19 protein-coding genes and 1 pseudogene are annotated in these 19,051 nt (G+C 72.9%); 13 read left to right on the top strand and 7 right to left on the bottom strand.

Annotation, left to right across the window (positions count from 1 at the left end; all coding sequences use genetic code 11):
• The 6 genes and pseudogenes from ACFYUZ_RS23425 to ACFYUZ_RS23400 all read left to right on the top strand — a co-directional run.
• Positions 1 to 1,484 (top strand): annotated as a pseudogene (locus tag ACFYUZ_RS23425) (hypothetical protein); the annotation flags it as partial.
• Between the two features lie 114 nt (positions 1,485 to 1,598).
• Positions 1,599 to 2,534, top strand: a complete 936-nt coding sequence (locus ACFYUZ_RS23420) for a cellulose-binding protein (protein WP_116158785.1) — start codon at positions 1,599 to 1,601, stop codon at positions 2,532 to 2,534.
• Positions 2,535 to 2,609: 75 nt separating this feature from the next.
• A complete protein-coding gene (locus tag ACFYUZ_RS23415; RefSeq protein ID WP_389312231.1) occupies positions 2,610 to 3,578 on the top strand; it encodes an ABC transporter ATP-binding protein in 969 nt (322 codons plus the stop codon).
• 3 nt (positions 3,579 to 3,581) lie between these two features.
• Complete coding sequence (locus tag ACFYUZ_RS23410; RefSeq protein WP_389312229.1) at positions 3,582 to 4,361, top strand: ABC transporter permease; 780 nt, start codon at positions 3,582 to 3,584, stop codon at positions 4,359 to 4,361.
• Positions 4,362 to 4,482: 121 nt separating this feature from the next.
• Complete coding sequence (locus tag ACFYUZ_RS23405) at positions 4,483 to 5,634, top strand: ABC transporter ATP-binding protein (protein ID WP_389312227.1); 1,152 nt, start codon at positions 4,483 to 4,485, stop codon at positions 5,632 to 5,634.
• Positions 5,631 to 6,467 (top strand): ABC transporter permease, encoded by an 837-nt coding sequence (locus ACFYUZ_RS23400; RefSeq protein WP_389312225.1) that lies wholly within the window; start codon positions 5,631 to 5,633, stop codon positions 6,465 to 6,467. Before ACFYUZ_RS23405 ends, ACFYUZ_RS23400 begins: the two co-directional genes overlap by 4 nt.
• A 1-nt stretch (position 6,468) precedes the next feature.
• On the opposite strand, the gene ACFYUZ_RS23395 is transcribed toward ACFYUZ_RS23400, so the two are convergent.
• Entirely contained in the window at positions 6,469 to 6,795 is a 327-nt protein-coding gene (locus tag ACFYUZ_RS23395; protein ID WP_389312223.1) for an ATP/GTP-binding protein, read from the bottom strand.
• 198 nt (positions 6,796 to 6,993) lie between these two features.
• Between ACFYUZ_RS23395 and ACFYUZ_RS23390 the strand changes: the two genes are divergently transcribed.
• On the top strand, positions 6,994 to 8,028 hold the full coding sequence (locus tag ACFYUZ_RS23390; protein WP_389312221.1) for an LLM class flavin-dependent oxidoreductase: 1,035 nt from the start codon (positions 6,994 to 6,996) through the stop codon (positions 8,026 to 8,028).
• Between the two features lie 115 nt (positions 8,029 to 8,143).
• On the opposite strand, the gene ACFYUZ_RS23385 is transcribed toward ACFYUZ_RS23390, so the two are convergent.
• Positions 8,144 to 8,536 carry an SCO5389 family protein gene (locus ACFYUZ_RS23385; protein WP_015036224.1) on the bottom strand — a complete coding sequence of 131 codons (393 nt, stop codon included), beginning with the start codon at positions 8,534 to 8,536 and terminating at the stop codon, positions 8,144 to 8,146.
• 248 nt (positions 8,537 to 8,784) lie between these two features.
• Here ACFYUZ_RS23385 and nucS point away from each other — a divergent pair, with 248 nt between their 5' ends.
• Positions 8,785 to 9,456, top strand: a complete 672-nt coding sequence (nucS, locus tag ACFYUZ_RS23380; RefSeq protein ID WP_389312219.1) for an endonuclease NucS — start codon at positions 8,785 to 8,787, stop codon at positions 9,454 to 9,456.
• A gap of 79 nt (positions 9,457 to 9,535) precedes the next feature.
• On the opposite strand, the gene ACFYUZ_RS23375 is transcribed toward nucS, so the two are convergent.
• The 4 genes from ACFYUZ_RS23375 to ACFYUZ_RS23360 form a co-directional block, all read right to left on the bottom strand.
• Entirely contained in the window at positions 9,536 to 12,133 is a 2,598-nt protein-coding gene (locus tag ACFYUZ_RS23375) for an ATP-binding protein (RefSeq protein WP_389312217.1), read from the bottom strand.
• Positions 12,134 to 12,350: 217 nt separating this feature from the next.
• The gene (locus ACFYUZ_RS23370; RefSeq protein WP_030210572.1) at positions 12,351 to 12,674 is read right to left on the bottom strand and encodes an STAS domain-containing protein; all 324 of its coding nucleotides are present in this window, start codon (positions 12,672 to 12,674) and stop codon (positions 12,351 to 12,353) included.
• Between the two features lie 126 nt (positions 12,675 to 12,800).
• Complete coding sequence (locus ACFYUZ_RS23365; RefSeq protein ID WP_389312215.1) at positions 12,801 to 13,649, bottom strand: 3-hydroxyacyl-CoA dehydrogenase family protein; 849 nt, start codon at positions 13,647 to 13,649, stop codon at positions 12,801 to 12,803.
• Between the two features lie 150 nt (positions 13,650 to 13,799).
• Positions 13,800 to 14,438 carry a TetR/AcrR family transcriptional regulator gene (locus ACFYUZ_RS23360; RefSeq protein WP_389312213.1) on the bottom strand — a complete coding sequence of 213 codons (639 nt, stop codon included), beginning with the start codon at positions 14,436 to 14,438 and terminating at the stop codon, positions 13,800 to 13,802.
• 88 nt (positions 14,439 to 14,526) lie between these two features.
• On the opposite strand from ACFYUZ_RS23360, the gene ACFYUZ_RS23355 reads away from it, so the two are divergent.
• Genes ACFYUZ_RS23355 through ACFYUZ_RS23345 form a run of 3 tightly spaced genes read left to right on the top strand, consistent with a single transcriptional unit; the run spans position 14,527 to position 16,646 of the window.
• Positions 14,527 to 15,300 carry an ABC transporter ATP-binding protein gene (locus ACFYUZ_RS23355; protein WP_389312211.1) on the top strand — a complete coding sequence of 258 codons (774 nt, stop codon included), beginning with the start codon at positions 14,527 to 14,529 and terminating at the stop codon, positions 15,298 to 15,300.
• 10 nt (positions 15,301 to 15,310) lie between these two features.
• Entirely contained in the window at positions 15,311 to 16,069 is a 759-nt protein-coding gene (locus ACFYUZ_RS23350) for an ABC transporter permease (protein ID WP_389312209.1), read from the top strand.
• 4 nt (positions 16,070 to 16,073) lie between these two features.
• Entirely contained in the window at positions 16,074 to 16,646 is a 573-nt protein-coding gene (locus ACFYUZ_RS23345) for a cob(I)yrinic acid a,c-diamide adenosyltransferase (RefSeq protein ID WP_359588276.1), read from the top strand.
• On the opposite strand, the gene ACFYUZ_RS23340 is transcribed toward ACFYUZ_RS23345, so the two are convergent.
• Complete coding sequence (locus ACFYUZ_RS23340) at positions 16,563 to 17,186, bottom strand: hypothetical protein (RefSeq protein WP_389312207.1); 624 nt, start codon at positions 17,184 to 17,186, stop codon at positions 16,563 to 16,565. The two genes, ACFYUZ_RS23345 and ACFYUZ_RS23340, sit on opposite strands and share 84 nt — an antisense overlap.
• A gap of 162 nt (positions 17,187 to 17,348) precedes the next feature.
• Here ACFYUZ_RS23340 and ACFYUZ_RS23335 point away from each other — a divergent pair, with 162 nt between their 5' ends.
• Both ACFYUZ_RS23335 and ACFYUZ_RS23330 read left to right on the top strand, forming a co-directional pair.
• Positions 17,349 to 18,527, top strand: a complete 1,179-nt coding sequence (locus ACFYUZ_RS23335; RefSeq protein ID WP_389312205.1) for a sensor histidine kinase — start codon at positions 17,349 to 17,351, stop codon at positions 18,525 to 18,527.
• Positions 18,524 to 19,051: response regulator transcription factor (locus tag ACFYUZ_RS23330; RefSeq protein ID WP_389312203.1), on the top strand; the 528-nt coding region annotated here is incomplete at its 3' end. The genes ACFYUZ_RS23335 and ACFYUZ_RS23330, both read left to right, overlap by 4 nt.

Here is a 19,051-nt window from a genome sequence, read left to right as displayed (position 1 = left end):
ACGCCGAACGGCTGCGCACGGAGGCCGAACAGGTCAAGGCCGACGGCGAGGCCCAGGCCGAGGCGCTGCGGGCGGAGGCCCGCGCCGAGGCCGAGCAGGTCCTGGACGAGGCCCGCAAGGCCGCCGACAAGCGGCGTTCGGACGCGGCCGAGCAGGCCGACATCCTCATCGGCGAAGCCACCGCCGAGGCCGAGCGGCTCACCGCCGAGGCGGTCGAGCTCATGGAGACGACCGAGCAGGACGCCGCGCGCATCCGCACGGAGGCCGAACAGGTCAAGGCCGATGGCGAGGCGCACGCGCAGGCCCTGCGCAACGCCGCGCTGGCCGATGCCGACCAGATCCTGGACGAGGCCCGCAAGGCCGCCGACAAGCGCCGCACCGACGCCGCCGAGCAGGCCGACACCCTCGTCGGCGAGGCGACGGCGGAGGCCGAGCGGATCGTGAACGAGGCGGCCGAACTGGCCGACTCGGTCGGCGCGGACGCCCGCGCCGAGGCGGGCCGGACCGTCGCCGCGGCCTCGGAGGAGGCCGAGCGGCTGCGCGCCGAGGGCGCCGAGGCGCTCGCGGAGGCCCTGCGGGACGCCGAGCGGATCCGTACCGAGTCCGAGCGGGTGAAGGCCGAGGCCGAGGCGGCGGGCGAGCAGATGCGCGCGGAGGCCCGCGAGGAGGCGGACCGGACCCTCGACGAGGCCCGGGAGGCCGGGGCCCGGAAGCGTTCGGACGCTGCCGAGCAGGCCGACCAGCTCATCGCCAAGGCCCAGGAGGAGGCGCTGCGCGCCACCACGGAGGCCGAGTCGCAGGCGGACACGATGGTCGGCGCGGCCCGCAAGGAGGCCGAGCGGATCGTCGCCGAGGCGACCGTCGAGGGCAACACGCTGGTGGAGAAGGCCCGTACGGACGCGGACGAGCTCCTGGTCGGGGCGCGCAGCGACGCGACGGCCATAAGGGAGCGGGCCGAGGAGCTGCGCGGCCGGATCGAGAGCGAGATCGAGGAGCTGCACGAGCGGGCGCGGCGCGAGACGGCCGAGCAGATGAAGACGGCCGGCGAGCGCGTCGACAAGCTGGTGAAGGCCGCGACCGAGCAGCGGACCGAGGCGGAGGAGAAGGCGAAGGAGCTGGTCTCCGAGGCGAGTTCGGAGGCGAGCAAGGTCAGGATCGCCGCGGTCCGCAAGGCGGACGCGCTCCTCAAGGAGGCCGCGCAGAAGAAGGCCTCGATCATCGCCGAGGCCGAGGCCCTGAAGGCGGAGGCCGAGCGGATCCGCGCGGAGGCCGAGGCGGAGGCGGAGAAGACGGTCCAGGAGGGGCAGCGCGAGCTGGAGGTGCTGACGCGTCGTCGCAAGGACATCAATGCCGAGATCTCCCGTGTCCAGGACGTGCTGGAGGCGTTGGAGTCTTTCGAGACCCCGTCGGCCGGAAAGGACGGGGTCAAGGCGGGTGCGTCGGCGGGTTCCACCCGGACGAGTGGCAAGTCCCAGGACGGCTAGCCACTCAAAAGGCTGGACATTCTCCAGATCAAACGGGCATACGCTCGATGACACGCCGCTTCGGCCCCTAGGATTCCCTCTAACACCTCACCGGTCTCATTCGACAGGAACCCCATGAGCGACACTTCCTCCCCCTTCGGCTTCGAGCTCGTGCGGCGCGGTTACGACCGCGGTCAGGTGGACGACCGCATTACCAAGCTCGTGGCCGACCGCGACAGTGCCCTGTCCCGCATCACCTCGCTGGAGAAGCGCATCGAGGAGCTCCACCTCGAGACGCAGAACGCCCAGGCGCAGGTCACCGACGCCGAGCCGTCGTACGCGGGGCTCGGCGCCCGGGTCGAGAAGATCCTCCGACTGGCCGAGGAGGAGGCGAAGGACCTGCGTGAGGAGGCCCGTCGCGCCGCCGAGCAGCACCGCGAGCTGGCCGAGTCGGCCGCCCAGCAGGTGCGCAACGACGCGGAGTCGTTCGCGGCCGAGCGCAAGGCGAAGGCCGAGGACGAGGGCGTCCGGATCGTCGAGAAGGCGCAGGGCGAGGCCAACTCGCTGCGTGCCGAGGCCCAGAAGGACGCGCAGTCGAAGCGCGAGGAGGCGGACGCCCTCTTCGAGGAGACCCGCGCCAAGGCCGCCCAGGCCGCCGCGGACTTCGAGACGAACCTGGCGAAGCGCCGCGAGCAGTCGGAGCGGGACCTGGCCTCGCGTCAGGCGAAGGCCGAGAAGCGCCTCGCGGAGATCGAGCACCGCGCCGAGCAGCTGCGTCTGGAGGCCGAGAAGCTGCGGACGGACGCGGAGCGCCGGGCCCGTCAGACGGTGGAGACCGCGCAGCGCCAGGCCGAGGACATCGTGGCCGACGCGAACGCCAAGGCCGACCGGATCCGTTCGGAATCGGAGCGCGAGCTCGCGGCGCTGACGAACCGCCGCGACTCGATCAACGCGCAGCTGACCAATGTCCGCGAGATGCTGGCGACGCTGACCGGTGCCGCGGTGGCGGCGGCGGGCTCCCCGATCGACGACGAGCGCACGGCCGGCGTCCCGGCCCAGCAGTCGCGGTAACGAACCGACGACAAGTCCCAGAGCCCCCCGTCATTCCGGTGGCGGGGGGTTTTGCGCGCCCGTAGGTTGGGACGCATGATCGAGCTTGAGGGCCTGACCAAGCGCTACGGGGCGAAGACCGCGGTCGACCACCTGTCCTTCCAGGTCCGTCCTGGCGTGGTCACCGGCTTCCTCGGGCCGAACGGGGCGGGCAAGTCGACGACGATGCGGATGATGCTCGACCTGGACAACCCGACGAGCGGCACGGTCCGGATCGACGGCAAGCACTACCGGGACCTGGCCGAACCGCTGAAGTACATCGGGGCGCTGCTCGACGCCAAGGCGATGCACGGCGGCCGTTCCGCCTACAACAACCTGCTGTGTCTGGCGCAGTCCAACCGCATCCCGCAGAGCCGGGTGGGCGAGGTGCTGGACCTGGTGGGCCTGACGGCGGTCGCGAAGAAGAAGTCGAAGGGTTTCTCCCTCGGCATGGGGCAGCGGCTCGGGATCGCGTCGGCCCTCCTCGGTGATCCCGAGATCCTGATGTTCGACGAGCCCGTCAATGGTCTGGACCCCGAGGGAATTCACTGGATCCGCAATCTGATGAAGGCGTTGGCGGCCGAGGGCCGGACGATCTTCGTTTCCAGCCATCTGATGAGTGAAATGGCGCTGACGGCGGATCATCTGATCGTGATCGGTCAGGGAAAACTGCTGGCCGACACCTCGATGGCGGATTTCATCCAGCAGAATTCCCGGAGTTATGTGCGGATGCGCTCCCCGCAGCAGGAACGCCTGCGGGACGTGCTCCACGCGAACGGATTCGTCGTGGTCGAGGCCGGCGCCGGGGTCCTGGAGGTGGACGGGGCGACGACGGAGAAGCTGGGCGAACTGGCCGCGGAGAACGGTCTGGTGCTGCACGAGCTCAGCGCGCAGCGCGCCTCCCTCGAAGAGGCGTTCATGCAGATGACGGCCGCCGCGGTGGAGTACCACGCACACGGCACCGACGTACACAGCGGCGCCGCGGCGCCCGGCCCCCGGTGGGGCACGACCTCCCAGGGAGCCTGAACGATGGCAGTGGCATCCGCGGTCCTGCAGTCCGAGTGGACCAAGATCCGGACGGTGTCGTCGACCGTCTGGACGCTGGCGAGCGCCTTCCTCGTCACGGTGGCGATGGGCGCGGGGCTGAGCGCCCTGACGAACGCCACCTTCGACGACATGAGGGAGGTCGAGAGGGCCACCTTCGACCCGACCCTGATCAGCTTCTCCGGGATGATCCTGGGGCAGCTGGCGATGGTGGTCTTCGGCGTCCTGGTGGTGGGGACCGAGTACTCCTCCGGCATGATCCGCACCTCGCTGGCGGCCGTGCCGCAGCGCGCGACCTTCCTCTTCTCGAAGATCGCGGTGGCGGGCGGGCTCGCCTTCCTGGTGGGGCTCGCGACGAGCTTCACCGCCTTCTTCCTCGGGCAGGCGCTGCTCGGCGCGCACCGGGCCTCCCTCGGCGACGACAACGTGCTGCGGGCGGTGGTCGGAGCCGGGCTCTACATGGGTCTGATCGCGCTGTTCTCGATGGGCGTGGCGGCGATGCTGCGCTCGTCGATGCTGTCGCTCGGCATCCTGGTGCCGTTCCTCCTCCTGGTCTCGAACATCCTCTCGGCGGTCCCGAAGGCCAAGGAGGTGGCGCTCTACTTCCCCGACCAGGCCGGCTCGAAGGTGATGCGGGTCGTCCCGGACGCGATGAACTCGGAGGAGGCCCCGTACGGTCCGTGGGGCGGGCTCGGGATCATGGTGCTCTGGGTGGTGGCCTCCCTCGTCGGCGGCTATCTGGTGCTGAAGAAGCGGGACGCCTGATTCCCCGGACTTGGCCGGAACCGTCAACGGCTGGATAAGCTCCTAGCTCATACGGGGGGCTCCGGCCGACGGCCGCCACGCCCCGACATGGATGCGACCGACCTGTCGATGGGGCTGGAGAATGATCGAGGCAGTCGGCCTGACGAAGCGCTACGGCGCCAAGACGGCCGTGTACAACCTTTCCTTCCAGGTGCGGCCCGGTGTCGTCACCGGGTTCCTGGGGCCCAACGGGTCCGGCAAGTCGACGACCATGCGCATGATCCTGGGACTCGACCGGCCCACCGCGGGGCATGTCACGATCGGCGGCCACCCCTTCCGGCAGCTGCCGAACGCGCCCCGGCAGGTCGGCGCGCTCCTCGACGCCAAGGCCGTGCACGGCGGCCGCAGCGCGCGCAGCCATCTGCTGTCGCTCGCGCAGCTGGCCGGCATCCCGGCGCAGCGCGTCGACGAGGTCCTCGGCGTGGTCGGCCTCCAGGACGTCGCCAAGCGGCGCTCGAAGGGCTTCTCCCTCGGCATGGGCCAGCGGCTCGGCATCGCGGCGGCGCTCCTGGGCGACCCGCAGGTGCTGCTCTTCGACGAGCCCGTCAACGGCCTGGACCCCGAGGGCATCCTCTGGGTGCGGAACCTGATGAAGAAGCTGGCCGCCGAGGGCCGCACGGTCTTCGTCTCCAGCCACCTCATGAGCGAGATGGCGCTGACGGCCGACCACCTGATCGTGATCGGCCGGGGGCAGCTGCTCGCGGACATGCCCGTCAAGGACTTCATCTCGGCGAACTCCGCCGACTTCGCCCGGGTGCGGACGCCGGGGACCGAGCCGGCGCAGCGGGAGAAGCTGACGTCGGTGCTCATGGAGGCCGGCGGCCAGGTGCTGTCGGAGCCGGACGGGGCGCTGCGCGTGACGGGCCTGCCCCTGCCGCGGATCAGCGACCTCGCGCACGGCGCGGACGTACGGCTCTGGGAGCTGTCCCCGCACCAGGCGTCCCTCGAGGAGGCGTACATGCGGCTGACGCAGGGCGCCGTGGACTACCGCTCCACCGACGACCGCCTCGCCCACCTCCAGCCGCCGGTGCAGCCCGGGCAGCCGGGGTACGGGATGCCGCCGCAGCCGCCGGTCCAGGACGTGCCGCAGCAGGGCTGGTACGCCCCGCCGCCGCCCGGACAGAACCCGTACGCCGGCGCCCCGCAGGCCCCCGCGCCGGGTCCGTACGCCCCTCCGGCCGCCCCGCAGCCGGGCCTCCCGCAGCCGAGCGACACCCCGAAGGACGCCCGATGACCGCCCCCGCCCACCAGCACGCCCCGGCTCCGCACGCCTACGTCTCCCCCATCCCGGTCCGCGCCGCGCACCTCGGTGACGCGCTCGCCTCCGAGTGGACGAAGATCCGCTCGGTGCGTTCGACGATGTGGACGCTCGGGGTCATGATCCTGCTGATGCTCGCCATCGGCCTGGGCGTCGCGGCGATCGCCGCGGGCTCCGAGGCGCCGATGGGCGAGGAGTCCGCGCTCGCCTTCGGTTTCTTCGGGATGCTGCCGGCGTCGATCTGCGTGATCACGCTGGGCGTCCTGACGATCGCCTCCGAGTACGGCACGGGCATGATCCGCACGACCCTGACGGCCTGCCCGAGCCGGGCCCGAGTGCTCACGGCGAAGGCGCTCGTCTTCTTCCTGCTGGTCTTCTCGGTCACCACCGCGGTCGCGACGCTCGTGGCGGTGGCACAGGTCGCCATCGTGGACACGGCGGCGACGCCGACGGGGGGCGAGTGGCTGCGGGCGACGGTCGGCGCGGGCGGCTACCTGGCCGTGCTCGGCCTGCTGTCGCTGGCGGTCGGGACGCTCATCCGGCACTCGGCCGGCGCGATCACGGTGATGATCGGCCTGCTGCTGCTGCCGCTGGTGGCCGCCCTGTTCATGTTCAACCAGACGCTGAAGCCGGTGCAGGAGTTCCTGTTCACCTACGCGATCCCCTCGCAGATGATCTCGCTCTACAGCGAGGCCCCGCCGTTCGGCGACTCGGGCCCGGCGGGCTGGGAGCCGCTGCTGATCATGGCGGCGATCGCGGCGGCGGCGATGGGCGGCGCGTACGCCCTGCTGAACAGCCGGGACGTGTGACCTAGTACCTCGGCGCGTTGCGGGACCGCTGCACCCTGCTGGTGCGGCGGTCCTTCGCGTTCCAGCAGGCCTTGTGCCAGTGGCGGCGGTCGTCGACCCCGCCCCACTCCGGCCAGGCGACCACGTGCGGGGCGCCGGGCGGGATCTCCTGGTCGCAGCCCGGGCAGCGGTAGCGCTTGCCGGGCGCGCTCGCGCCGGCGACGAGCCGGACGTACCACTCCTCGCCCTGCCAGGTCTCGGTGCGCTGCGCGCCGCCGTACCGGTCGCCGTGGTCGCCCTGCTGCGCGGGCTTCTCGCCGCCTCGGGAGCGGTTGTGACGCGGGGACACGGGCACACCTCACGGGGTCTGGGAACACGGACCGTTCCCTCCAGCCTACGGGCCGCCACGCGGTGCCCCGGGCCCCGCCCGGGACGGCTTAGCCGAAAATCGCAAGAACTTCATGAACGGCCGTTGCCTTTGGCACGTGTCAGACGTTGGTGCCAGTGCGAGGGGAGATACGCGTCGGCCGCAAGGAGGCAGAAGGCGATGCGCGTGGGTACGTTCGTTCTGGCAGCCCAGTTCCCGGGCCAGGGCCAGGGGGAAGCACTGCACCGGGCGGTGCGGACCGCCGAGGTGGCGGAGGAGGCGGGGCTCGACTCCGTCTGGCTGGCCGAGCACCACTTCGTGCCGTACGGGGTCTGCCCCTCGGCCGTGACGCTGGCCGCGCTGCTCCTCGGCCGCACCCGGCGGCTCCGGGTCGGCACGGCGGTGAGCGTGCTGCCGACCGTCCACCCGGTCGCCCTCGGCGAGCAGGCGGCGCTGCTGCACCTCACCTCGGGCGGCCGGTTCACCCTGGGGGTGGGCCGGGGCGGGCCCTGGGTGGACCTGGAGGTCTTCGGCGCGGGCCTCGCGGCGTACGAGAAGGGGTTCCCCGAATCGCTCGACCTGCTGCTGCGCTGGCTCACCGAGCCGCGCGTCGGCGCCGAGGGGGAACGATTCGCTTTCCGCGAGGTGCCCGTGGTGCCCCGCCCCGACGAGCTGATCGGCGGGGCGGCCGCCCCCGAGGTGGTGGTGGCCTGCACCTCGCCGAAGAGCGTGCGGCTCGCGGCGGAGCGCGGACTGCCGATGCTGCTCGGCATGCACTGCGGCGACGAGGACAAGGCCGAGATGGTCGCGGCCTGGGAGCGGTGCGCGCGGGAGGCCGGGCGGGACCCGGACGAGATCGCGCGGATCGGCTCCGGCCACGTCTCGGCGGGGGTGGCCCAGCTCGCGGACCGGGGCGCCGACGCGGCGGAGGCGCTCGTCAAGGCGATGCCGGGCTGGCTGAGGCAGGGGCTCGACGCGCATGTGACGGTGGACGGCCGGCACCGGGCGATGCGGGACCCCGTGGCGTACACGGAGCTCCTGTGCGGACTGCACCCGGTGGGCACGCCCCGGCTGGCGGCGGACCGGCTCGCGGCGACCGCGGAGCGCACGGGCATCACGCGCTTCGCCCTCCTCGCGGAAGGCTCGGGCGATCTCGCGGCGACCGAGGAGAACGTCCGGCGCCTGGGCGCGGAGGTCCTGCCGCTCCTGGTGTGAGGGCCCTCAGGGGCGCTGTGCTGACTGTGCTGCCGCTTCCGCGCCTTTCGGCGGCGATGCGCGTCGGCTCGCATCGATGGCGTTCTCCCCCGGTGCGGAGCGGCAGCACCATGTCTCAGCAGTCGCGCAGTTCCGGCGACTGGTTCAGCAGCTGCCCCCGTACGGACGTGAAACGGGCGAGCCGCTCGTCCACCGACGGGTCCAGTGGGAAGACCGCCACGCGGTGGCAGTTCTGGAAGGCGAGACGCACCCCGAAGTGCCGCTGCAGCGCACCACGAATGGCATCGCTCGCGAGCGCGCGCAGCAGCTGACCACGTGCCTGCTCATTCGGCGGCGGCGTCTGGTTGTCGGCGAACTCTCCGCCGTCGACCTTCAGCTGTGCCACCAGAGAACTGATCATCTCCCATGCGTAGGGCAGGGAGGTCCGGACGCAGTCGACGAAGTCGGCTTCGTCGACCTCGCCTCGCTCGGCCTGTTCCAACAGGGCCGGTGAGACGTCGAGCGACATGGGTTCTCCTCTCGCGACCCCGCGGGCGGGGTCTTGCGGGCAGGGCGAAGGCCGGCCGTGCGCCACGCAGCGTGCACGGACGACGACCTCCAGCTTCCACGGTAAGCGCGCGGTCCGGGCGACACCAGAAGAATGGGCACACAACCGGCTGATAACCGACGGGTGTTCGGCTCACGGCGACCCCCACGCGCCGTCGGGGCGATGCCCGAATCGCGCGGAAGAGCACCCGTCTTGTAGCGTTGCCGACCATGCGTCTCGTCATTGCCCGTTGTTCCGTGGACTACGTGGGCCGGCTCACCGCCCACCTGCCCTCCGCACCCCGTCTGATCCTGGTCAAGGCAGACGGCAGCGTCTCCATCCACGCGGACGACCGGGCGTACAAACCGCTCAACTGGATGTCCCCGCCGTGCACCCTGAAGGAGGGCGTGGACGGTGAGGCGGGCATCTGGACCGTGATCAACAAAGCGGGCGAGAAACTGATCATCACGATGGAGGAGATCCTCCACGACTCCTCGCACGAACTGGGCGTCGACCCGGGCCTCATCAAGGACGGCGTCGAGGCGCACCTCCAGGAGCTCCTCGCCGACCGCATCGAGACCCTCGGCGAGGGCTACACCCTGATCCGCCGCGAGTACCCGACCGCGATCGGCCCCGTGGACATCCTGTGCCGGGACTCCGACGGCGGGACGGTCGCGGTGGAGATCAAGCGGCGCGGCGAGATCGACGGCGTCGAGCAGCTGACCCGCTACCTGGAGCTGCTCAACCGCGACCCGCACCTCGCACCGGTGAAGGGCGTCTTCGCGGCCCAGGAGATCAAGCCGCAGGCGCGGGTCCTCGCGACGGACCGCGGGATCGGCTGCGTGGTCCTCGACTACGACGCGCTGCGCGGCATCGAGGACGACAAGCTGCGGCTGTTCTAGCGGCGGCGGGAGTACGAGCACGGGGACGGCCCCGGGTGCGGTGAGCGCGCCCGGGGCCGTCGTCGTTGTCGTACGGGGGTCAGGCCGGCGACTCCGTGGCGGCGGAGGTCTCGGAGGCGGAGGGGGCGCCGAGGGTGGTGGTCTCGCTCGCCGGAGGCGCGGTCGTCGTCGGCGGGGCCGTCGTCGGCGGCTCGGTCGTCGGCGGCGGGGTGGTGGTGGTGGTCGGCGGCTTCGGCGTCGTGATCGTCGGCCTCGGCGGCGGGGTGGTCGTGACCGGCGGCCGGGTCGTCGTGGGCCGTCCGGTCGGCGGCGCCGTGGTCTCCGTCGGGGTGCCGGTCGTCGCCGACGGGCTGTCCGAGGGCGAGGGCGAGCCCGAGTCGGACGGGTCCGTCGACGCGGACGGCGACGCGCTTCCGGAGCCCGTCGGGCTCGGGGAGTCGGAGGGGGTCGCCCGGCCCGTCTCGGCCGGGTCGGCCTCGCCGTCGGTCGGCGGCTCCTCGCCGTCGAGGCCGTCGTCGGTGCCGCTCTCGCTCGCGGTGCTGTCGGAGGTGACGCGGTCGGTGGCGGGGTTCTCGCCGTTGCCCGAGGTGGCGCCGAGGGTGACGACGGTGCCGAGGACGGCGACGAGGAGCGCGCCCGCGCCGACGGCGACGAGGTTGCGGCGGGCGCCGCTGAGGATGCCGCCCTTGAGACCGGGGCGGCGGTCGCCGTTCCCGGCGGTGTCGGCGCGGGTGACGACGGTCGGGCCGTCGTCGGCGAAGCCGGGGAAGGCGGGGACGGGGGCCGTCGCCGGGGTCCGGACGGGCCCGCCCGGCAGCGGGGCCGTGACGGGTTCCGGGCGCGAGGGGCCGGGGCGGGCGGCGGGACCGCGCAGGGCGGGGGTGCCGCGCGGCGGGGAGAGGGGCTCGTCGACGCGCGGGGCGACCGCGGCGGCGTGCTCCCCGGAGAGGTCGGAGACGAGGGCGAGCGCCCGACGGCCGGCGACGGTGCCGCGCTTGTCGGCGAGCACCCCGCGCATGCCGATGGAGGCCTCCAGCTCGGCGCGGGCGCGCTCCAGGTTTCCGGCGCAGATCGCGAGGACGCCGAGCTCGTGGTGGAAGTAGGCCTCTTCGGCGACGTCGCCGGTGAGCCGGGCGGCTTCCTGGCCGGCGCGCAGCGCGCGTTCCCAGGCGCCCCAGTGGAGTCCTGCGGCGAAGGCGGGTGCGGCGGCGCGGGCGAGGAGGACGGCGGTGGCGCGGTGTTCGGCGGCGGATTCGCCGGTGCCGGGGATCAGCGCGGTGAGCGCGGCGAGCAGGGCGTCGGCCTCGGCGACGGCCCGTTCGGGGGTGACGGAGGGGTGGGCGGCCCACCAGGCGTAGTGCTGGGCGAGGGTGTGGGCGCGGTCGGTGGCCTCGTGGTCGTAGCCGTGGGCGAGGAGCTGGGTGAGGACGCCGGCGGCGAGCCGGTAGCGGGAGCCGACCGGGGAGAGCAGTCCGCAGGCCATGAGTTCGCCGAGGGCGGCGTCGGCGTGGGTGTCGCCGACGAGGGCGGGGAGGTGGGCCTGGTGCGGGACCTCGCCGCCGAGGGCGACGGCGAAGCGCAGGGCGGACTGGGCGGCGCGGCTGAGCCGGGAGGCGAGGAGGGCGGCGGGTGCGGCGCCCTCGCCGAGGCTGGGCAGCGGTATCTCGCGCAGTTCGACGTCGGGGTCGTCGACGCCGTCGAAGGCGGCGGCAGCGGCGGCCGCCGCTGCCGCGGGGTCGGCGGGTCCGAAGGCTTCCTCGAGGGCGCCGAAGGCGTCGAACTCGGCGGGGATGACGCGCAGCCGGTCGCGCTGCCGGAGGAGGGCGCCGGCCTGGACGAAGCGGAGCGGGAGGCCTTCGGACTCGAACCACAGGTCGCCGGCCCAGTTGGCCTCCTCCTCGGTGAGGGTGCGGCCGGCGGCGCTCTCCAGGAGTTCGAGGGCGGCGGCGCGGCCGAGGCCGGCGAGGAGGACCTCCTCGACGGGGGCGCCGGCGGAGGGGGCGGGTGTGTCGGGGCCCGTGGCGAGGAGGAAGGCGCACTCCGGGGCGGCGGCGAGGAGTTCGTCGAGGGCGGCGCCGCCGAACTCCAGGTCGTCGACGACGACGACGGCCCCGACGTCGCCGAGCCGGTCGAGCAGGGCGGCCCGGTCGGGGCGCTGGTCGGGGGCGTACCGGACGGCCGTGAAGAGCTCGTGGAGGAGTTCGGTGGGCGTGCGGTGGCGGCCGGAGAGGCGGACGACCCCGTCGGGGGCGAGGTCGGCGCAGTCGGCGGCGACGGCGTCGAGGAGGGCGGTGCGGCCGGAGCCGGGGGCGCCGACGAGGCGGGCGCAGCGGCCCTGGCGGAGTATGCCGGTGAGCCGCTCGCGCTCCTCCTGGCGTTCGAGGAGGGGCAGCTCGGGCGCGGGAGGGCCGGGCGGGAGGGGCGGGGCGACGGCGCGGGCGGCCTCGGCGCGCTCCTCGGGGGTGCGGGTGCGGGGGGCCGCCGGTTCCTGTCCGGGCGGGCAGGGTTCGATCTCGCTGCCGTCGACGGGGTTGACGGTGAGGAGCAGTTCGCCGGAGACGAGCCGGACGACGCGGGCGCGCGCGGGCGTCGGCGCGGGCATGCCGCGGCCCTGGCGGGCCTCCTCGCCCTCGGTGTCGTGACCGTACTCCTCCGACCCAGGGTTGATCGGGTCCATGGTCCTAGCCCCCAAGAAGCGGTGTCCGGTGCCCGCCGGTGGGTCCGCCCCATGTGCAGGCGGGTCCGTCAATGTGCGGGCGACCGAACCCTAGACCGTGGTCAGCGGCTCGGGAACAGGCGGGGTGCCCCCGAGACCAAGACGTCACGGTCTTGTGAGGATTGAGCGTGACGCCTGGTTCGCACAGCTGCTTCACAGTACGGCGGGCCGGGACGGGTCACACCCGGGGGAGGGACTCCAGGGCGAGGCCGCCCTCGATGGCGAGGATGCGGTGGAGCCGGGTGGCGACGAGGAGCCGCTGCATCTGGGGCGGCACCCCGCGCAGGACGAGGCGCCGGCCGCAGCGGCCGGCCCTCCGGTGGGCGCCCATGATGACGCCGAGTCCGGTGGCGTCCCAGGAGTCGAGGCCGGTCAGGTCGAGCACCAGGTCGCCGACTCCGTCGTCGACGGCCGAGTGCAGGACCGTACGGGCGTCCGCCGCGCTGCGGACGTCGAGGCGGCCCCCGACGACCAGCTCGACGTGGTCGCCCCTGATGTGCATATGCGCTCCCCGAGAGTGCTCCGTCTTCGCAACAACTGACTGCCGCATCGGCAGATACGTTGCGCCTTGTCAGCGAACCGATACCGAAATTCACCCCACGGAGTGAGGTGCGGCGGCGGGTCCGGCTCAGTACTTGTAGAAGCCCTGCCCGCTCTTGCGGCCGATGTCACCCGCGTCCACCATCCGGCGCATCAGCTCCGGCGGCGCGAACTTCTCGTCCTGGGACTCGGTGTAGATGTTGTTGGCGGCGTTCACCAGGATGTCGATGCCGGTGAGGTCGGCGGTGGCGAGCGGGCCCATGGCGTGGCCGAAGCCGAGCTTGCAGGCGATGTCGATGTCCTCGGCGGTGGCGACGCCCGACTCGTGGAGCTTGGCGGCCTCGACGACGAGGGCCGAGATGAGGCGGGTGGTGACGAAGCCGGCGACGTCGCGGTTGACGACGATGCAGGTCTTGCCGACGGACTCGGCGAACGCGCGGGCGGTGGCGAGGGTCTCGTCGCTCGTCTTGTAGCCGCGGACCAGCTCGACGAGCTGCATCATCGGCACGGGCGAGAAGAAGTGGACGCCGACGACGGCCTCGGGGCGCTCGGTCACCGCGGCGATCTTGGTGATCGGGATCGCGGAGGTGTTGGAGGCGAGGACGGCGCCGTCCTTGACGATCTTGTCGAGCGAGCGGAAGATCTCGTGCTTGACGTCGAGGTTCTCGAAGACGGCCTCGACGACGACGTCCGCGTCGGCGACGGCGTCGAGCTCGGTGGTGGCGGTGATCCGGCCGAGCGCGGCCTCGGCGTCCTCCGCGGCGAGCTTGCCCTTGGCGACGAACTTGTCGTAGGACGCCTTGATGCCGTCGGTGCCGCGGGTCAGGGCGGCGTCGGTGACGTCACGCAGGACGACGTCCCAGCCCGCCTGTGCCGAGACCTGCGCGATGCCGGATCCCATGAGTCCGGCCCCGATGACGGCGAGCTTCCTGGCCACGATGTTCCACCCCTTTAACGCCTGTTCACTTCTGGCTCTCCGGCGGAGATTAGCGGTCGCGGGGCGCCATGTGACCGTGAAGTAATGCGCGTCACGCCCTCTTTGACGGACGTCACACTCGCGACACCCCCCGGGCGGCCGGAGAAGGGCTCAGCCCTCGCGCACGGCGTACGTCAGGACCTTCTCGCTCAGCAGCTCCTCGATCTCGTCGAGGAGGACGAGGGCCTCGCGGGAGACGGTGGTCGCCCTGCGTCCGGCGGTCATCTCGCGGGTGATGTAGCCGACGACGGCGTTCTCGATCCAGGCGAGCTGGCCGCCGACGAGCAGCGGCAGCGGGTCGTCGGCGGCCGCGCCGGTCTCCTCGCGCAGGGTGGTCACGACGGCCTCCTGCACCTGGTCCCGCAGGTGGAAGAGGCGCGCCTTGAGGGTGGGCGCGTGCTCGATGACGTTCATGAAGGCGTCGAAGCCGTCCATGAGTCCGTACGCGGGTGACACGGCCCCGATGTCCTGGCGGAGTTCGCGCAGGACGGCCCGGGCGGCGGACTCGCCCCGGTCGCGGCCGCGGATCATCCGGGCGAGGCGGAGGGTGACGCCGTCCAGCCGGTCGAGGAAGAGGTCCTCCTTGGCCGGGAAGTAGTTGTAGACGGTGTTGACGGAGACGTCCGCCGCCTCGGCGACGTCCGCGACGGTCACGCCCGCGAAGCCGTGCTCCAGGAAGAGCCCGGTCGCGATGTCCGAGATCCGCTGTTTCGTCTCGCGCTTCTTGCGTTCCCTGAGTCCCTCGGCCATGGCCCCATCCTAGACTCCCTGAAATTTCGGTGCCTCTGAAATTTTGGTGACGTTGCAAAATTTCAGCGACTCTGTTTTCGTGGTCGCCATGACCGTCATCAGCACGGCCGGGCTCGCCCGGACCTTCCCCACCAGGAACGGCCCCGTGGAGGCCGTCCGAGGGATCGACCTCACCGTCCGGCCCGGCGAGATCCTCGGCCTCCTCGGCCCCAACGGCGCCGGCAAGACCACCACCCTCCGGATGCTCACGACCCTCCTCCCGCCCACCGGCGGCGCCGCCACCGTCGCCGGCCACGACCTCGTCGAGGAGCCCGCCGCCGTACGCCGGCGCATCGGGTACGTCGCCCAGTCCGGCGGCCTCGACCCCCAGGAGACCGTCCGCTCCGAGCTCGTCATGCAGGGCAGGCTCTACGGCCTGGACCGGAGGCGGGCGGCGGCCCGCGCCGAGGAGCTCGCCGCCGACCTCGGCCTCACCGGCCTCCTCGACCGGAAGACCCCGGCGCTCTCCGGCGGCCAGCGCCGCCGGCTCGACCTCGCCATGGGACTCACCCACCGCCCGGAGGTCCTCTTCCTCGACGAGCCGACGACCGGCCTCGACCCCGGCAGCCGCGCCGACCTGTGGGCCCTGGTGCGGCGGCTGCGCGACGAGCACGGCACCACCGTCGTCCTCACCACGCACTACCTCGACGAGGCCGACGCGCTCGCCGACCGGCTCGTGATCGTGGACGAGGGCACGGTCGTCGCCGAGGACAGCCCCGCCGGCCTCAAGGCCGCGCACGGCGTGACCACCCTCCAGGAGGCCTTCCTCGCCGCCACCGGCCGCACCCCGGCCCCCGCCGACACCACCCCCGTAGCGGTCTAGGAGACCCGTGATGCTGCTCCGCGACACCGCGCTCGTCTTCGGGCGCTACGCCCGCCAGACCCTGCGCTCCCCGTTCCAGATCTTCTTCGGCGCCCTGGTGCCGCTGCTCTACCTGCTCTTCTTCGGACCGCTGCTCACCGGCCTCCCGCTGGGCCGCGAGGGCGACTCCTGGCAGATCCTCGTGCCCGGACTGCTGCTCCAGCTCGGCCTCTTCGGCGCCTCGTTCGCCGGCTTCTCGATCATCATGGAGAAGAGCTGGGGCGTGCTCGACCGGATGCGGGTCACCCCGGTCAGCCGGCTCGCCCTGCTGCTCGGCAGGGTCCTGCGGGACGCCGCGCTCTTCGTCTTCCAGGCGGTCCTGCTCGTCCTCGTGGCGGTCCCCATGGGCCTGAGGGCACCGGTCGCCGGGGTCCTCATCGGCTTCGGCTTCGTCGCCCTGCTCTCCGCCGCGCTCGCCTCGCTCTCGTACGCCCTGGCCCTGAAGCTGCGGACCCCGCAGGAGTTCGGGCCCGCGATCAACACGCTCGCGATGCCGGCGATGCTGCTGTCGGGCCTGATGCTGCCGATGGCCCTCGCGCCCGGCTGGCTCGACGTGGTCTCCCACCTCATGCCGTTCCGCTATCTGGTGGACGCGGTGCGGGAGGCGTACGTCGGCCACTACACGACGCCGACCATGCTGTACGGGGTGCTGGTCGCCCTCGCCCTGACGGCCCTGGCCGTGACGGTCGGCACACGTACGTTCCGCAGCGCCGGGGCCTCACTAGGCTGACCTCATGGTCAATCTGACGCGCATCTACACCCGTACCGGCGACAAGGGCACCACGGCGCTCGGTGACATGAGCCGGACCGCCAAGACGGATCTGCGGATCTCGGCCTACGCCGACGCCAACGAGGCCAACGCCGCCATCGGGACGGCCATCGCCCTCGGGCAGCTCGACGAGGACGTCGTGAAGGTCCTCGTCCGGATCCAGAACGACCTCTTCGACGTGGGCGCCGACCTCTGCACGCCGGTGGTGGAGAACCCCGAGTACCCGCCGCTGCGCGTCGAGCAGGCGTACGTCGACAAGCTGGAGGCCGACTGCGACCGCTTCCTGGAGCGGCTCGACAAGCTGCGCTCCTTCATCCTGCCGGGCGGCACGCCCGGCGCGGCCCTGCTGCACCAGGCGTGCACGGTCGTCCGGCGGGCGGAGCGCTCCACGTGGGCGGCCCTGGAGGTGCACGGCGAGACGATGAACGCCCTGACCGCCACGTACCTCAACCGGCTATCGGACCTGCTCTTCATCCTTGCCAGGACCGCGAACAAGGAGGTCGGGGACGTCCTCTGGGTCCCGGGCGGCGACCGCTGACCCGGAGCCCGGGTCCTTCTTCTGCCAGACGAGGTAGCTGAGCGCGATCAGACCGTGGATGCCGACGGCCCGCCAGGCTCCGTACATCCAGCTCCGCAGGCCGTCGGTGTTCCCGTCGTCGCCGACGTACGCCATGGCGAGGAGCAGCAGGACGGTGGCGACGGCGCCGCCGACCAGCGTGCCCAGCCAGATCGCGCCCTCGTGGCGGGCGCGCGCCATCCCGTACTTCGGGGGCTTCGGGGGCGGCGGCCCGCCGCCGAGGCGGTGCGCGGCGTGGCCGTCGAGCCACTTCACGGTGCGGTGGCCGTGCCCGACGGTGTAGCCGATGTAGAGCGCGGCGAGGCCGTGCTTCCAGCTGGGATCGGCGCCGTTCTTGAGGTCGATCGCGGTGACGACGAGGAGCACGACCTCCAGGAGCGGCTCGCAGAGCAGCAGCGCCAGGCCCGTCCGGGGCATCTTCAGGAGGTAGCGGGTGGCGAGGCCTGCGGCCAGCAGGACCCAGAAGCCGACCTCGCAGAGCACGATCAGCGTGACGATCACGGCGGTTCCCCTTTCGGTTCCCCTCCAGCGTCCCGTGGGGCCGGGCCCGGTTCGTCGTCGCCGGTGACGAAGTCCGTCTACATCCTTCGACGGAGGGCGCCACGCGCGCGGATCGGCCCTGACGAGGAGGTCCGCGCGCGCGGGGACGTGTTGGATGAGGACGTGACGCTCCCCCGCCCCCACCGCATCGACCTGTTCATCGCCGCCGTCGGCCTGGTCGGCGGGCTGATCCTGTGGTGGTTCGGGCTGTACGTGACGGGGGACCACGTCTTCGGCCAGAGATGGGCGACGCTCGTCCCCCTGGTGGTCATGTCGGCTGCCGAGGTGCTGCGCCGGGCCGCGCCCCGGACCGCCCTGATCGTCGGCACCCTGGCGATCGCGGCCGACCAGTTCACCAACGGCAGTCTCGCCACGGTGCTGATGTTCACGGACGTGGTGTACGCGGCGGTGGTGTACGGGCCGCCGGCCTCGGCCCGCCGCATCCCGTACACGACCGGTCTGATCACGGTCGGGATCACGGTCGTCCTGCTGGTCTGGTGGCAGAACGCGATCGCGCTGCTCGTCGGCGTCCTCAGCGGCATGATCTCCTTCCTGCCCGCGGTGACGGGCGCGATCGTCCGCAACCACCGGGAGGCGGCGGACGCGGCCCGGCTGCGGGCCGAACAGACGGCGCTGCTCGCCGAGATGGACCGGGCGCAGGCGGTGGTGGCCGAGCGGGCCCGGATGGCGCGCGAGCTGCACGACATGGTGGCGAACCACCTCTCGGCGATCGCGATCCACTCCACGGCCGCGCTCTCCCTCGACGAACCGGCCACCACCCGGCGGGCGTTGACGGTGATCCGCGAGAACAGCGTGGCGGGCCTCGCCGAGATGCGGCGGCTCATCGGGCTGCTGCGGGACAGCGGCGGGGAGTCGGAGCCGGGGGCCGTGCCGAGCCTCGACGCCCTGGACTCGCTGCTCGCGCGGGCCCGGGCGAACGGCTCGGCGGGCGGCCTGGAGTTCGTCCTGGAGGACACCCGTCCCCCGGGCGGTTCCCTGCCGGCGCCGGTGGAGCTGGCCGCGTACCGGATCGTCCAGGAGTCGCTGACCAACGCGGTCAAGCACGCCGCCCCCGGTACGGTCAGGGTGCGGGTCGGCCGGTCCGGCGGGGCCCTCACGGTGGCGGTGGACTCGCCGTACGGGCAGCGGCCGGGACCGGGCGCGCCCGGCACGGGTTCGGGTCTGGTGGGCATGCGGGAGCGCACGGAGCTGCTCGGCGGGGAGTTCCGCGCGGCGGCCTCGGGGGCGGTCTGGCAGGTGCGGGCGGTGCTGCCCGCGGAAGAGAGGGCGGGGAACGCATGACGGTGCGGGTGGTGGTCGCCGAGGACCAGTCCGCGGTGCGGGCGGGGCTCGTGCTGATCCTGGGCAGCGCGCCGGACATCGAGGTGGTCGGCGAGGCGGCGGACGGCGAGCGGGCGGTGGAGCTGGCCCGGGAGCTGCGGCCGGACCTGGTCCTGATGGATGTGCAGATGCCCCGGATGGACGGGGTGACGGCGACCGGGATCGTCGTCGGGGAGGGTCTCGCCGACGTCCTCGTGCTGACCACCTTCGATCTCGACGCGTATGTGTTCGGGGCGCTGCGGGCGGGCGCGGCGGGCTTCCTGCTGAAGAACGCGGACGCCCGGGAGCTGATCGAGGCGGTGCGGACGGTGGCGCGGGGCGAGGGTCTGATCGCCCCGGCGGTGACCCGGCGGGGGGGGGGGGGGGTGGGCCCGCGCCCCCCCCCCGCCCCCGGGGCCGGCCCCCCCGGCCCCCCCCCCCGCGGGGGGGGGGGCCCCCCCCCGCCGGGGGGGGGGCCCCCCCGGGGGGGGGGGCGGGGGGCCCCC

Source organism: Streptomyces sp. NPDC004266 (assembly GCF_042874095.1).
GTDB lineage: Bacteria > Actinomycetota > Actinomycetes > Streptomycetales > Streptomycetaceae > Streptomyces.
The sequence above is the reverse complement of the archived record's forward strand: the minus strand, read 5'-3'. Positions and strand labels throughout refer to the sequence as shown.